General features: G+C 58.7%; 10 protein-coding genes. 2 read left to right on the forward strand and 8 right to left on the reverse strand.

Features of this window, described 5'->3' with window-relative positions:
- Positions 1-294 precede the first annotated feature (294 nt).
- The 7 genes from larC to B5E43_RS00035 are packed head-to-tail and all read right to left on the reverse strand — an operon-like array spanning position 295 to position 6,665.
- The gene (gene larC / locus B5E43_RS00005) at positions 295-1,584 is read right to left on the reverse strand and encodes a nickel pincer cofactor biosynthesis protein LarC (protein ID WP_087392703.1); all 1,290 of its coding nucleotides are present in this window, start codon (positions 1,582-1,584) and stop codon (positions 295-297) included.
- 3 nt (positions 1,585-1,587) lie between these two features.
- A complete protein-coding gene (gene larB / locus B5E43_RS00010) occupies positions 1,588-2,349 on the reverse strand; it encodes a nickel pincer cofactor biosynthesis protein LarB (protein WP_087392704.1) in 762 nt (253 codons plus the stop codon).
- Complete coding sequence (gene larE, locus B5E43_RS00015) at positions 2,346-3,092, reverse strand: ATP-dependent sacrificial sulfur transferase LarE (protein ID WP_087392705.1); 747 nt, start codon at positions 3,090-3,092, stop codon at positions 2,346-2,348. Before larE ends, larB begins: the two co-directional genes overlap by 4 nt.
- 24 nt (positions 3,093-3,116) lie before the next feature.
- Entirely contained in the window at positions 3,117-3,641 is a 525-nt protein-coding gene (locus tag B5E43_RS00020) for an FmdE family protein (RefSeq protein WP_087392706.1), read from the reverse strand.
- Between the two features lie 13 nt (positions 3,642-3,654).
- Positions 3,655-4,404 (reverse strand): ABC transporter ATP-binding protein, encoded by a 750-nt coding sequence (locus B5E43_RS00025; protein ID WP_087392707.1) that lies wholly within the window; start codon positions 4,402-4,404, stop codon positions 3,655-3,657.
- Positions 4,401-5,483, reverse strand: coding sequence for an iron ABC transporter permease (locus B5E43_RS00030; RefSeq protein WP_087392708.1), 1,083 nt, complete (start codon positions 5,481-5,483; stop codon positions 4,401-4,403). The genes B5E43_RS00025 and B5E43_RS00030 overlap by 4 nt, the downstream gene beginning before the upstream one ends.
- A 6-nt stretch (positions 5,484-5,489) precedes the next feature.
- Entirely contained in the window at positions 5,490-6,665 is a 1,176-nt protein-coding gene (locus B5E43_RS00035) for an iron ABC transporter substrate-binding protein (protein WP_087392709.1), read from the reverse strand.
- A gap of 394 nt (positions 6,666-7,059) precedes the next feature.
- On the opposite strand from B5E43_RS00035, the gene B5E43_RS00045 reads away from it, so the two are divergent.
- Positions 7,060-10,077, forward strand: coding sequence for a helicase associated domain-containing protein (locus B5E43_RS00045; RefSeq protein WP_087392711.1), 3,018 nt, complete (start codon positions 7,060-7,062; stop codon positions 10,075-10,077).
- 85 nt (positions 10,078-10,162) lie between these two features.
- Complete coding sequence (brnQ, locus tag B5E43_RS00050) at positions 10,163-11,503, forward strand: branched-chain amino acid transport system II carrier protein (protein ID WP_087392712.1); 1,341 nt, start codon at positions 10,163-10,165, stop codon at positions 11,501-11,503.
- Positions 11,504-11,590: 87 nt separating this feature from the next.
- Here the strand turns inward: brnQ and ppdK are convergent, their stop codons facing one another.
- The gene (gene ppdK / locus B5E43_RS00055; protein ID WP_087392713.1) at positions 11,591-14,224 is read right to left on the reverse strand and encodes a pyruvate, phosphate dikinase; all 2,634 of its coding nucleotides are present in this window, start codon (positions 14,222-14,224) and stop codon (positions 11,591-11,593) included.
- Positions 14,225-14,498: the final 274 nt, after the last annotated feature.

Consider the following 14,498-nt stretch of genomic DNA (forward strand, 5'->3'; position numbering starts at 1 on the left):
ATGGGCACTTACCTGATCCTGCTGGTGGGCGACGGAGAGTATCAGGTGATGGATTTTGGCCAGGGGGTCAGCCAGGACGGGTTTGAGGAGGGCGACCAGGTCAAAATCACATACACAGGGTCCCTGGACGACGAGGAGAATGCACCGGTCATCGTAACCATGGAGAAGATCAACTAAAAAACCTTGTGGTCAAGCAGGAATTTCATAAGAAAAGGGATGCCGACGATACTTCGCCGGCATCCCTTTTGTTTGTCAGAGGAGTGCATCAGGGACAGAGCTTCTCTTGGTCAGGTATCAATCTTTTCTCAACAGAGCCAGCAGGACCTCCAGACTCAGGTTCTGGTCCCCTGCTATGCGGGCCAGGTCCTCATATTCATACTTGGACCGGGAGACTCCGTAACCGGAGGAGTCCTTGCGGCGGACGGGTCCATAAGGAGTGTCCAGGGTGGTGAAGGTACGGTGGAGCACATAGCGCTGGTAGCGTGCCTCCCGAATCCCAAGGGTCGTGGTATGCTGAAACAGCTGCTCCACCATCTTCTGGCGGTCCTCACTCCGGCACAGTACACAGATCAGGGTACCGGGGCGTGATTTTTTCATGCCAATGGGAACGGTGTACACGTCCAGAGCGCCCTGACCCAGCAGGTGCTCCATGGCAAATCCGATTTGCTCGGGGGTCATATCGTCCACATTGCAGGATAGCTCCAGCACGCCGTCGGTCTCCTCCTGGGCATCACCCAGCATGGCGCGGATGCAGTTGGCGGCAGGGAAGTCTTTCTTGCCCATTCCATATCCCACTGCCCGAGGACGCATTACCGGCATGGAGCCGAAGCGGGTAGCAAAGTGCTTGAGCAGAGCGGCCCCGGTGGGGGTGCAGAGCTCTCCGGCAATCTCACCTCCGTAGATGGGCACGTCGGTCAGCAGAAAAGCGGTAGCGGGGGCGGGCACGGGGAGGATCCCGTGGGCGCACCGTACCTGGCCGCTGCCTACGTGGATGGGGGAGACTACCACCTGGTCAGGGGCGAGACGGTCCATGAGGAGACAGACCGCCACAATATCGGCAATGGCGTCCATAGTGCCTACCTCGTGGAAATGAATCTGGGTGACCGGCATGCCGTGGGCGTGGCCCTCTGCCTGAGCCAGCAGCTCATAGACGGCCATGGCGTTTTCCTTTACTTGGGGCGGTAGGTTGGGTAGGCCCAGCACAATGTGGCGAATGTCCTCCAGGCTGGTATGCGTGTGGGAGCCGTGGGAGTGGGTGTGGGGGGTGTCGTGGTCATGGTGCGGGGCGTGGTCGTGGTGGTGTTCCCCGTGGCTGTGCTCCTGGTCGGGAGCATGGCAGTGGTCGTGGTGGTGCTGGTGGGAGTGGTCTAGACTCTCCTCCTCCTGGCCATGAATGGTCACCGACATATGGGTGCCGGTGATGCCGCACTTGACGCTGGTTTCCCGGGTAAAATGAACGCCGGGCAGGCCCAGGGAGTTAAGCTGCTGGAGCACGTCCTCCGGATTGGGGAGAAGCTCCAGGAGAGCGGCGGTAAGCATATCGCCGGCCGCGCCCATGCTGCAATCCAAATAAAGAATGTTCATGGCTTACTGCTCCTTTGTTGCATCCATATGGTTGATCATGCTGGCTAAGTAGCCAGCGCCAAAGCCGTTGTCAATGTTCACCACACTGACGCCGCTGGCGCAGGAGTTGAGCATGGACAGCAGGGCGGCCAGGCCGTGGAAGGATGCCCCATAGCCCACACTGGTGGGTACTGCGATGACGGGGCAGTCGGCCAGTCCGCCAATGACGCTGGCCAGCGCCCCCTCCATCCCGGCAATGGCGATGATGACACTGGCGCTGAAAATATCATCCAGGTGGGCCAGCGTCCGGTGCAGGCCGGCTACACCCACGTCGTAGAGCCGCACCACCTCGTTGCCCAGGATCTGAGCGGTGAGGGCGGCCTCCTCCGCCACCGGGATGTCGCTGGTTCCGCCGGTGGCCACCACGATTTTCCCAATGCCGTTGGGAGACGGCATGGGTCCAATGATGCCGATTTTAGCGTCAGGGTGGTAATCCAACTGGTGGGTACGGCCTACTTCCTGGGCGGCCTGGGGGGACATGCGGGTGATCAGAATGGTCTTCTGACCGTGGGACAGCAGCACATCCAGGATACCGGCAATCTGTTCCGGGGTTTTCCCTGCCCCGTAAATGACCTCCGCCACCCCCTGGCGGATTTTTCGGTGGAGGTCCACCTTGGCGTAGCCGATGTCGGCAAAGGGCTCGGCCTTGATTTTTACCAGAGCGTCCTCCACCGACAGATCGCCGGAGTGGACCGCTTCCAGGATACGTTTGATTTCGTTGTTCATCTCCGTACCTCCAGATCCAGTAGCACTGCGCTGTAATAGGGTTTGAGCCGGCTGAGTAGCTGCTCCCGCTTGTCTAGCAGCAAGGAAAGCTGGTGACTGGGCAGCTGCAGCCTGGCGCAGTTGCCCAAAAGCCGGATGCGAAAGTCGGTAAATCCCATGGAAAACAAGATGCCCTCCGCCTGCTCGGTGCGCTGAAGATCCTGGAGGGTGATGGCCTGACCGGTGGGAATCCGGGTGGCCAGACAGGCGTAGGCGGGCTTGTCCCAGGTAAACAGCCCGGCCTGGCGGGAGCGGCTGCGAATTTCCTCCTTAGTCAGGCCGCACTCCCTTAGGGGGGACCGGACGGACAGCTCCGCCAAGGCCCGCATCCCCGGCCGGTCACCTGCCTGGTCGGAGGCGTTGGTCCCGTCCAGCACGGTGGAAAAGCCGTCGGCAGCGGCCGCGGAGCAAAGAGCGGTAAAAATCTTCCGCTTGCAGAAGTAGCAGCGGTCGGGAGGATTGGCGGCCACCTGGGGATCGGAGAGCACATCCAGGGGCAGTACGGTCAGGGGAACCTGGAGCTGTTGGGCCAGACGCTGGGCATCCTCCAATTCAAATTGGGGCTGAAAGGGGGAGTTGACGTAATAGGCCTGGACGGATTGGGCCAGCCGGGCGGCCTCATAGAGTAGGTAAGCGGAGTCTACACCACCGGAAAAGGCCAGTGCAACCCGGGGCTGCTGATGAAAAAATTCCTCTAAAGTCATAGCGCTTTTTCTCCTTGGACACCGTTATACATGGAAGCGGTCATAGGAGGGACAGCAGTCCAGACACAGCTTTTTCCCGTTCCGCAGGCGGATCCAGTTGCTGCCCACAGTCTCTCCGCAGCATTCGCAGACGTAGCTTTCAAAGAGCTGGGCCCGCTCCGGCAAGGGCAGGGTGGCGGGCTTGACGTCAAACAGGTCTTCTGGGCGGGCGCTTTGGTAGTAGGCAAAGGATTCCTCCCGGCTCATGGGGTGGGGGAGGGGACGAAGCACCAGTCGCACAGAGGTGTGGGCCGAGCGGAGGTAGAAGGAGAAGGCCTGCTTTCCGGTCATGTGAAACAGCAGATTTCCCTTTCCCTCGCTGCATCCCAGCAGTACCTGGATAGCGTCCACGCCACAGGCGTCATTTTCCGTAATGCAGACCACCTGCTCGTCGTCGGGCTGAGCGGACAAGTCCAGGAGCTTTGCGGCGTATGTGGCAGCCTGATAGCCGATGGTCAGGCCGCCGCAGGCGTGGCCGTGGAAGGCCACACAGCGTTCCAAGTCAGTCATGGTAACATTCTCCTTATCCAATCATCACAAATTTTCGATTCTCCACCCGCATCACCTGGGCGGGAATGCCGTAGACCGATTCAATGGTCTGGGCGTCCACCGTCTCCTCGCCGCCGTAGCGGTATCCGGTGCCGTCCTTCAGGAAATAGAAGCGGTCACAGTAGCGCAGGGCTAAATTCAGGTCATGGAGGACGATCAAAACGGTGATGCCCTGCTCCTTGGCGATCTGGCGGACCAGGGCCAACATCTCATATTGGTTGCGGGGGTCCAGACTGCTGGTGGGCTCATCCAGAAGCAGTACCTTGGGTTGCTGCACCAGGGCGCGGGCCAGCATGACCTTTTGCAGCTCTCCCCCGGAGAGTTCATCCAGGTTGCGCAGCTGGAGCTTTTCCAGTCCCACTTTCCGGATCATGGCGGCGCACAGCTCCAGGTCCTTGGGGCTGACGCCCCATTTTAGATAGGGCTTCCGGCCCAGCAGCACGCAGTCAAATACGGTGGCTTGGCTCATTTCGTTGGCCTGTGCCACGTAGGCGATGGTCTGGGCCAGCTCCCGCCGGCTCATGGACTGCACCGACTTGCCGTCCACCCAGATCTCCCCGGCGGCGGGGATGCGGATGCGGTTGAGGCAGGTGATAAAGGTGCTTTTACCCGCTCCGTTGTTGCCCAGAATGCCCACGCACTCCCCGGCCTGGGCGGTAAAGGACACATCGTGGAGGATGGCATGATCGCCATAGGAAAAGGCGATGTGTTGAATCTCAATCATGCAGTACGTCCACCCCTTATAATGAGATAGAGAAACAGCGGCGCTCCCAGGAAGGAGGTCAGGGCGCCGATGGGAAGCACCGTAGGTGGAACCAGAGTCCGGCAGATGATGTCGGAAACCAGCAGCAGGGCGGCCCCGCACAGGGCGGTGCACGGCAGCAGGAAACGTACATCGTTGCCCACCAGACGGCGCATCATGTGGCAAGCGATGAGACCGATGAAGTTGATGCACCCCACAAAGGCCACCGAAACCGAGGAGATGAGGGCGCACACCACCAAGCTGGAGGGCACCAGAACCTCCACCGGAACACCCAAGCTCTTGGCGGTGTGGATGCCGCTTTCCAAAGCGTTGTAGTTCCATCGGTGGAAGAAAAAGAAGAGAAAGGCCAGCAGGCACAGAAGGCCGATCAGGGCGATTTCACTCCAGCCGGCCCGGCCCAGGCTGCCGAAGGTCCAGTAGACCACGGTGGCCACCATCACATCGTCGGCAAAGTACTGTACCAAAGTGGTGCCTCCGCTGAAGGCGGCACTGATGGCCACACCGGCCAGGACCATGGTGGAGGGAGTCATGCCCCGCAGCCGGGACAGGGCCAGGATGACCACCGTGGTTATCATTCCCCCTAGAAAGGCGCACAGGGTCACCAGATAGGGCTGGGTGATGGTCAGGGCGGCGGCTGAGCCGCTGCCGGAGTTGATTTGGGAGCCGGCTCCCAGACAGATGATGGATACCGCCGCTCCAAAGGATGCCCCCTGGGAGACACCCAGGGTGGAGGCGGAGGCCAAGGGATTGCGCAGTACATTTTGCATGATGCAGCCGCACATGGACAGGGCGATCCCCACCACGATAGCGGTGGCAACCCGAGGCATCCGCACATTCCAGACAATGGTGAGGGATTGGGGATCGCCCAGCCCCAGAAGGGCACCGATTACCTGGGTCAGTGGCAGGCCGGAGGAACCTGCCATCAGGGAGGCGAGAGCGGCAGCTAAAGTGACCAGGAGCATGGCCAAAAGGACATACCATTTCCCGGCGATGTAGTGGCGATAGGCCTGGCTGGTGGGAGGGGAGGAAAGATGTTCCATGGCAGATCACCCGCCCAGGGTGACGGTTCCGTAATAGAGTCCCCCTGCCTCCATCTCGGAAAAGAAGTCTCGTCCCAACAGCTGCTCCATAATCTCTCCCGCCTTTTCCTCCAGCTGAATATCCTGGAACTGCTCAGGGAAGAGAACGGTTCCGGCGTAGTAGGCGTTGATGAGCAGATAGGTGATATTAGGACCGGCCGCGTTGGAGGAGGGCATGGTGTAGACGTTTCCCTCCTGCACAGCCCGAAGGGATTGGAAATACCTAGGGTTATTGGCATACTCCTCGTTGACCAGGTCCAGGTTGCCTGGGTCCAGGAAAATCACATCCGGGTCCCACAGGAGAATCTGCTCCAAATCCACCTCAAATCCGTCGTTTCCTACATAGGCAGTGCCGGCCTGAGCAGCTTCGCTGGCGGCCTGACCGGTCTGCTCCTGGAGAAATTCATCGGCAACATTGTTGGCGTGAATGGCGGTAAAGGGAGGAAAATTCACATAGGTAAACGCAAACCCGTGCCGGCCATTAAAGGTGACCGCTCCTGTATAGGCCTTCTGCTTTTCGCTGTCGGGGATGTCCTTGGTCCGGTCGTCCAGATCGGCCTTGCAGGCGTCCAAATAGGTTAAAATTTCCTCACAGCGATCCTCCGCCCCTACAACCTCTGCAAACAGGCGCAGGGTGCGGTAGAAGCCCTCGTCCAGAAAGCCCTGGGTGCGGTAGCGGACGCTGACCACCGGGATGCCGGTCTGCCGCTGTAATTCGTCGGCGGCGTCCTGGTTAAATCCGGCTAAAATCACATCGGGTTGGAGCTTAATGATCTCCTCGGGGTAGGCGTTGTTTTCCCCGCTGCCTCCGCCCGCACCCACACTGGGGAGCTGCTTAAGCTGGTCATAGTAGACGGGGCTATAGTCATACCGAACGGACATCTGGACCAGATCGGAGTCCTCTGCCCCCACCATCCGGTCCACAACGTCCAGGTAGGCGGCAAATCGGGGGGCCATGGAGCCCAGGCAGAGGATGGTGTCTACCTGTTCTGGGACCTCAACCTCTCGGTTCCATACATCCACCACCGTGCGGGTGGAGGGGGTCTGAGAGGAAGAAGAGAAACTGGTGGAGGGGGCGCAGGCGGTCAAAGAGAACGAGATGGCTGCCGCAAGTAGCAGAGGGAGGGGGATTCTCATGGGCATAATTCCTTTCCTAAAGATGTATCAAGGGGAATGTAATACATAACAAAAAGGCATACGGCTTCTCTTCTGAGAAGTCGTATGCCTTTTGACATACCATTCCAGGGCCCCTGGCCAGCGGGGAGAGGGTAATGCGCGGCAGATCCTTGAGATCCAACGTGTTTGCTTCCTACAAACGTGTTTTTATGATACAGGCAAGCGGCTGGTTTGTCAATAGGGGTGCCTCGTATTTTTTGAGGAAAGTCACAAGCCAAGAGAGGAGTAGAGAAGACTTGTTGGTCAAACAGACCAGCACATTGGAAACTTCAGAGGAGCAAGAAGGGGGTTCCGGCTTGGAAAACAGGCTGGTATACTGGTTTTATTAAGACAGGCCGGTGCGTTTTTAGGAGGGAAAACGGTGAACAAAGGAACTCATGTTGAGAAGACCAGATGGGAAGAGATGTATGAGTTAGCTAAACAGTACGCCCAGACCCATGGGAATTTGGCGGTCCCTGGGGATTACCAGGTGGGGGGAAAACGTCTGGGGGCGTGGATTGGGACCCAGCGGGGAGATTACAAGCTAAAAACAAATCCCTGTTTTACCAAGGAGCGGGTGGAGCGTTTGCAGGCTATAGGGATGATCTGGGATGTCAGGGAGTGGGAGTTTCAGACCATGGTGCAGGCATTGGAGGAGTACCGACAGACCTTTGGGAGCGTCCGGGTGCCCCAGTCCTATGTGACACCAGAGGGAAGGAAGCTGGGCATCTGGGTCAACCGAATCCGGTTGAGCCGTCGGCAGGGGACACTGTCCCCAGAGCGGGAGAAGGTTTTTAACGAGATGGGAATGGTCTGGGAACCGCAACAGCAGAGACAGGATAAGTGGGCCGTTTATTTTAAATTGGTAAAGGAGTATGTTGCCGCCCACCGCTCCCTTCCTCCCGCCAGTTATGTGACCGAAGAGGGGATTAAGCTGGGGATGTGGTTGAGCAATCAGAAGCAGAACATCTGGAAGGGAACTGTGAGCCGGGAACGGAAAGAGAAGCTGGACCAGCTGAATATTCCCGCCGATCACAATCAGCAGTGCTGGGACACCCAATTTGAACTGGCTAAGGCCCATTTTCTCCAATACGGCAGCCTGGGTTGGAGCCGGGGGACACAGGGACGGATTTCCGGGCCGCTGGCCAATTGGCTATCCCGGCAGAGAAAAGCATATCAGGTGGGGAAGTTGGAGAAGGAGCGGATTCAGAGGCTAGAAGAGATTGGAATGGTGTGGGATGTCCGGGAGGAGCTCTGGGAGAGGATGTACCAGCAGGCAAAGGAGTTTTACCAGACCTATGGCCATCTCCAGCTTCCGACGGGGGAGGGGGCTTATGCTCCACTGAGGCAGTGGCTGAAAACACAGCGGCAGGTATACCACAGGGGGAGTAACCGGTGCTTTACTCCAGAGCGGGTAAAGCGCTTGGAGGCAATTGGGATGGTGTGGGATGTAGAGATAGACCCGGCCCAGCGGTGGGAAAACTGGTATCAGAAGGCCCGGGCCTATTACCAGGCCAACGGCCACTTGCAGCCTGGGCAGGGAGAGCTGCGTACCTGGCTGCTGGCCCAGCGGGCGGCACGGAAGGGAAAGCGGGGATCGCTCACCCAGGACCAAATTGCGCGTCTGGACCAGATTGGAATGGCCTGGGACGTGTGTGAGGAAAACTGGAGGAGAATGTACCAGTGCGCCAAGGAGTACGTCCGAGTCCATGAAAGGCTCAATGCTCCTGTGGACTATGTGACGGAGGACGGCATACGTTTGGGAAGCTGGTTGGCACGGCAGAGGAAGTGCTATCGTAAGTGGCAGAAGGGAGAGCCGGGAGGAATCACACCCCAGCGGATGGAACAGCTCAATGCGTTGAATATGGTCTGGGATGGGGAGCGCGCCCAAAGCACGTCCTTTCCGGAAAAAGCGCTGCTGTTTTATCTGAAGAAACAGTTTCCTGACGCTGGAAAGCTGGGACAGTGGCAGAGCCTGGGGGTGGAGCTGGACGTGTATCTCCCCTCCATCCAGACTGCCATTGAGTACGACGGCTGGAGGTGGCACCAGGAAAAGGAGAAGCAGGACCGGGAAAAGGGAGAGGTGTGCAGGCGGGCGGGTATCCGGCTGATTCGGGTGCGGGAACCCCGGCTTCCCCGGCTGGGGGGAGAGGACTTAATGATTCAGCTGGAGGATTGGGGGGATAAGAGCTTAGAGAAGGGCATCCGTCAGCTGGCAGATGTGCTGGGCCTAACGGATTTGGATGTGGACCTGAAGCGGGACCGCCCAAAGATTTTGGAGACCTACCGCAATGATACGGCCCGGGCCTGGGAACGCATGTACCAAAAGGTAAAACGGGCGGTAGAACGAGGGGGACGGGAGAAAGAAGCGCAGGTGGATGAGACAGGCCGGATGGCAGTCTGGATCAACCTGCAGCGGGAAGCCTATCGGAACAACTCGCTCACAGCCTTGCAGATTAAAAAACTGGAAGGGTTGGGAATCCAGTGGTCACCCTTTGAGGAGCGCTGGCGGCAGATGTATGAGGCGGCCCAGGCGTATCGGCAGGGGAAGGGAGATTTGCTGGTCCCCAGTCAATATGTGACAGGAGAAGGGCTGCGGCTGGGAGCTTGGATTTATCATCAGCGGGAGCTTTATCGGACGAAAAAACTCAGCCGGGACCGAGTGACCAAGCTGGAGCGGATTGGGATGGTGTGGGACCCCCTGGGCGTGGAGTGGGAGAAGCATTTTCACCAGGTGGAGGCCTTTGTTCGCAAGCATGGTCATATGCGGATTCCCAGAGACAGTGGGGGGCGGGAGGTGAGGTGCCTGTCGGAATGGCTCAGCGGGCAGCGGGACCGCTACCGGGCGGGGACACTGGAGCCGGAGCGAATTGAGAAGCTAGAGCGGCTTGGAATGGAGTGGACGGTCTTTCAGAGTCAGTGGGACAGGATGTTTGAGCGGGCAAAGGCCTACTTTTTGAAACACGGGACCCTTTGGTTCACGCCCAACTACGTGGAGGAGGATGGCTGCCGGCTGGGACAGTGGGTGGCACGGCAGAGGAGAAAGGAGCACTCCCTGACCCAACAGCAGCGTAGCCAGTTGGACAGCATTGGGATGGTCTGGGACCCCTATGAGGAAAAGTGGATGTCCCGTTACCGGGCCGCCCGGGCCTTCTATGAGCGGTATGGACATTTGCGGATTTCCACTGATTATGTTACAGAGGAGGGGACAAAGCTGGGTATGTGGGTTTCCAGTCAGAGGCAGGCGTATCGGGGAAATCCCAACTTCCATATGACCGCCCGGAGAAAACGGCTGCTGGACGAGATTGGTATGGATTGGACTCTGAAGCGGCAAAAGCCGGGGGCCCGGAGCCGGCCCAATTGGACGGGAGTGGAGGAGCAGTCGGAGGAGAAAGGATAAGACCTCAGTAAGGAGAACTGGGGTTTACCCGGATGAATAAGTGCGATATAATGGAGAAAATAAGAGATAGGTGAGGATTCAAAGCATGAAAAAATTAACATTCCGGGAACTTATGGTGGTAGCCAGTATGCTGTTTGGAATGTTCTTTGGAGCGGGAAACTTAATTTTCCCAGCCTCCATGGGACAGATGGCGGGACGCAGCATCTGGCTGGCCTCTGCCGGCCTTTTACTGACCGGGGTGGGGCTTCCGCTGCTTGGGGTGGCCGCCCTTGGAATCAGCCGGGAGGAGGGCGTGCTGGAGCTGAGCAGCCGGGTAGGAAGGCCATACGGACTGTTCTTTACCTGTGCGCTCTACCTCACTATTGGCCCATTTTTTGCCATTCCCCGCTGCGCCACGGTCTCCTATACGGTGGGGATTGAACGGATTTTGTCGGGGACAGGCGAACGAATTGGTCTGGCGGTTTTCTCCTTTGTCTTTTTCGCAGCGGTGTTGTTCTTTTCCCTGCGCCCCGGGGAGCTGCTGACCTGGATTGGAAAGGTACTCAATCCCCTGTTTTTGGTGGTGCTGGCCATTTTGATTATCCGGGCACTCACTACGCCCATGGGGGTTATCTCAGAGATCGAGCCGGTGGGGAAGTACAGTGCGGACGCCTTTTCTTCCGGCCTTCTGGAGGGCTACAATACCATGGACGCCTTAGCTGGTCTGGCCTTTGGGATTGTGGTGGTAGACGCGATCCGTCGCCTGGGGGTGCAGGAGCCGGCGGAAGTGGCAAAAAGTACGGTGCGCGCCGGTGTGTTCAGCTCTTTGCTGATGGGCCTGATTTACGTGTTGGTAACGGTGGTCAGTGCCCAGAGCCGGGGGGTGTATGAGGTCAGCGGAAACGGCGGAGAGGTATTGGCCCAGATCGCCCAGCACTATTTCGGCGGGGTAGGCGCGGTCATTTTAGCGGTTATTGTGACCGTGGCCTGCCTGAAGACGGCGGTTGGACTCATTACTAGCTGCAGCGAGACTTTCGTGAAAATCATCCCCTCTGGCCCCTCCTATTCCGTCTGGGCGGTGGGCTTTTGCGTGCTCTCCTTTCTCATCGCCAACCTGGGGCTGGAAGCTATTACCAGCTACTCCCTGCCGGTTTTGATGTTCCTGTATCCTCTGGCAATCGTACTGATTTTGCTCACCCTGTTTGGACAGGCCTTTCACCACAGCAAGGTGGTGCTTCGGTGGACGATTGGATTGACCGCTGTGGCAGCGGTGTTCGACTTTTTCAAAGCCCTGCCGGAAGCAACTCGTCAGTTGATGCAGCTGGACGGTCTGGTGCAGTGGGCTGAGGGGACGATCCCTCTGGCTGACCGGGGATTTGGATGGGTCTGCCCGGCAGTGCTGGGCCTGATCATAGGGCTGATGGCCGGCCGGAAAGTGGATCAATAACTCTTATATTCTATAGAAAGAGACACAGTACGACAGCAGCCCCCCCGAATCAAAATTGATTCGGGGGGGCTGCTGTTACTGGAATATTTAAGCTCTAGGGTTCTTAATAGCGGCCTGAGCGGCAGCCAGACGGGCGATGGGCACACGGAAGGGGGAGCAGGAGACGTAATCCAGCCCGGTGTTGTGGCAGAACTCCACGGAGGAGGGGTCGCCGCCGTGCTCGCCGCAGATGCCCAGCTTCAGGTCGGGGCGGGTCTGACGGCCCAGACGGCAGGCCATCTCCACCAGACGGCCAACGCCGTTCTGGTCCAGACGGGCGAAGGGATCGCTCTCGTAGATCTTGTTGGAGTAGTAGGCCTCTAGGAACTTGCCGGCATCGTCGCGGCTGAAGCCGAAGGTCATCTGAGTCAGGTCGTTGGTGCCGAAGGAGAAGAAGTCGGCCTCCTTGGCGATCTCATCAGCGGTGAGGGCGGCACGGGGGATCTCGATCATGGTGCCCACCTTGTAGGTCATGTTGGAGCCGGCGGCCTTGATGATGGCGTCAGCGGTCTCCACCACGGTCTTCTTTACGAAGGCCAGCTCCTTCACCTCGCCAACCAGAGGAATCATGATCTCGGGGACCATCTCCCAGTCGGGGTGACGGGCCTGGACATTGAGGGCGGCCTTAATGACGGCACGGGTCTGCATAGCGGCGATCTCTGGATAGGTGACAGCCAGACGGCAGCCGCGGTGACCCATCATGGGGTTGAACTCATGCAGAGAGGCGATGATGGCCTTGATGTCCTCCACGGACTTGTTCATATCCTTAGCCAGCTGCTGGATGTCGGCGTCCTCGGTGGGAACGAACTCGTGCAGGGGGGGATCCAGGAAGCGGACGGTCATGGGACGGCCTTCCAGAGCCTCGTACATGGCCTCGAAGTCGCCCTGCTGCATGGGCTCCAGCTTCTCCAGAGCCTTCTCACGCTGCTCCACGGTGTCGGAGCAGATCATCTCGCGGATGGCGGGGATACGGTCCTCTTCAAAGAACATGTGCTCGGTACGGCACAGACCGATGCCCTCGGCGCCGAACTTGACCGCCTGCTTGGTGTCCCGGGGGTTATCAGCGTTGGTGCGGACCTTCAGCTGGCGGTACTTGTCAGCCCAAGCCATGATCCGGCCGAACTCGCCGCCGATGGAGGCGTCCACGGTGGGGATAGCCTCGCCGTAGATGTTGCCGGTGGAGCCGTCCAGGCTGAGCCAGTCGCCCTCGTGATAGACCTTGCCGGCCAGCTCAAACTGCTTGTTGGCCTCGTCCATCTTGATGGCGCCGCAGCCGGAGACACAGCAGGTGCCCATGCCGCGGGCCACGACGGCAGCGTGGGAGGTCATGCCGCCGCGAACGGTGAGGATGCCCTGGGAGGCGACCATGCCTTCGATGTCCTCGGGAGAGGTCTCCAGACGGACCAGAACCACCTTCTCACCGCGGGCAGCCCACTCCTTGGCGTCGTCAGCAGTGAAGACGATCTTGCCGCAGGCGGCGCCGGGAGAGGCGGGCAGAGCGGTGGCCACGGGGGTGGCAGCCTTCAGAGCGGCGGGATCGAACTGGGGATGGAGCAGGGTGTCCAGGTTGCGGGGGTCGATCATGGCCACAGCCTTCTGCTCAGTGATCTGGCCCTCGTCCACCAGGTCGCAGGCGATCTTCAAAGCGGCGGCGGCGGTGCGCTTGCCGTTACGGGTCTGCAGCATGTAGAGCTTGCCGTTCTCCACGGTGAACTCCATGTCCTGCATATCATGGTAGTGGTTCTCCAGAATCTGGCAAACCTCTTCAAACTGCTTAAAGGCCTCGGGGAACTTCTCGGCCATCTCCTGAATGGGCATGGGGGTACGTACGCCGGCCACCACGTCCTCGCCCTGGGCGTTGGTCAGGAACTCGCCCATCAGCTTCTTCTCGCCGGTGGCGGGGTTACGAGTAAAGGCCACGCCGGTGCCGCAGTCGTCGCCCATGTTGCCGAAGGCCATGGACTGCACGTTGACGGCAGTGCCCCAGGAGCCGGGGATATCGTTCATGCGGCGGTAAACAATGGCGCGGGGGTTGTTCCAGGAGCGGAACACGGCCTTGATGGCGCCCATGAGCTGCTCCTTGGGGTCGGAGGGGAAGTCAGAACCGATCTTCTCCTTGTACTCGGCCTTGAACTGGCCAGCCAGCTCCTTCAGATCCTCGGCGGTGAGCTCCACGTCCTGGGTCACGCCGCGCTTGGCCTTCATCTGGTCAATGAGCTCCTCGAAGTACTTCTTGCCCACTTCCATGACCACGTCGGAGTACATCTGGATAAAGCGGCGGTAGCAGTCCCAAGCCCAGCGGGGGTTGTTGGACTTCTTGGCGATGACGTCCACCACGTCCTCGTTCAGGCCCAGATTCAGGATGGTGTCCATCATGCCGGGCATGGAGGCGCGGGCGCCGGAACGGACGGAGACCAGCAGGGGGTTCTCCAGATCACCGAACTTCTTGCCAGTGATCTCCTCCATCTTGGAGATGTACTCCATGATCTGGGCCTGGATCTCGTCGTTGATCTTCTCGCCGTCTTCGTAATATTGAGTACAGGCTTCGGTGGTGATGGTGAAGCCCTGGGGTACGGGCATACCCAGGTTGGTCATCTCGGCCAGGTTCGCACCCTTGCCGCCAAGAAGCTCGCGCATGTTGCCGTTGCCCTCAGAAAAGAGGTACACAAATTTAGTTGCCATTTACTTCATTCCTTTCTTCTGTTGCGACGGCAACCTGCTGTCCGCCGGGGGCAGATCCAACGGACCTTCTGCAAAGCCGTCACCAATTCCCAAAGCACCTCCCGGTCCTGTCAGCCGGGGAGTACCGCGCGAACTATTATACCATCTGCAGGAAATATTGCAATGCATTTTGTAAAATTTTTGTCAGAATCTTTAGGAAAGGAGATAAAAAGGGGTAAAAGTTCAATTTTTTATTTAAAAGAATGAAAAATAAGAAAAAAGAGAAAAAGAGAAC

It is taken from the genome of Flavonifractor sp. An100, assembly GCF_002161175.1.
GTDB lineage: Bacteria > Bacillota > Clostridia > Oscillospirales > Oscillospiraceae > Lawsonibacter.

Coding starts and splice junctions, on each gene's coding strand:
- larC (WP_087392703.1), bottom strand. CDS start 1,584: ATGAACATTCTTTATTTGGATTGCAGCATGGGCGCGGCCGGCGATATG.
- larB (WP_087392704.1), bottom strand. CDS start 2,349: ATGAACAACGAAATCAAACGTATCCTGGAAGCGGTCCACTCCGGCGAT.
- larE (WP_087392705.1), bottom strand. CDS start 3,092: ATGACTTTAGAGGAATTTTTTCATCAGCAGCCCCGGGTTGCACTGGCC.
- B5E43_RS00020 (WP_087392706.1), bottom strand. CDS start 3,641: ATGACTGACTTGGAACGCTGTGTGGCCTTCCACGGCCACGCCTGCGGC.
- B5E43_RS00025 (WP_087392707.1), bottom strand. CDS start 4,404: ATGATTGAGATTCAACACATCGCCTTTTCCTATGGCGATCATGCCATC.
- B5E43_RS00030 (WP_087392708.1), bottom strand. CDS start 5,483: ATGGAACATCTTTCCTCCCCTCCCACCAGCCAGGCCTATCGCCACTAC.
- B5E43_RS00035 (WP_087392709.1), bottom strand. CDS start 6,665: ATGCCCATGAGAATCCCCCTCCCTCTGCTACTTGCGGCAGCCATCTCG.
- brnQ (WP_087392712.1), top strand. CDS start 10,163: ATGAAAAAATTAACATTCCGGGAACTTATGGTGGTAGCCAGTATGCTG.
- ppdK (WP_087392713.1), bottom strand. CDS start 14,224: ATGGCAACTAAATTTGTGTACCTCTTTTCTGAGGGCAACGGCAACATG.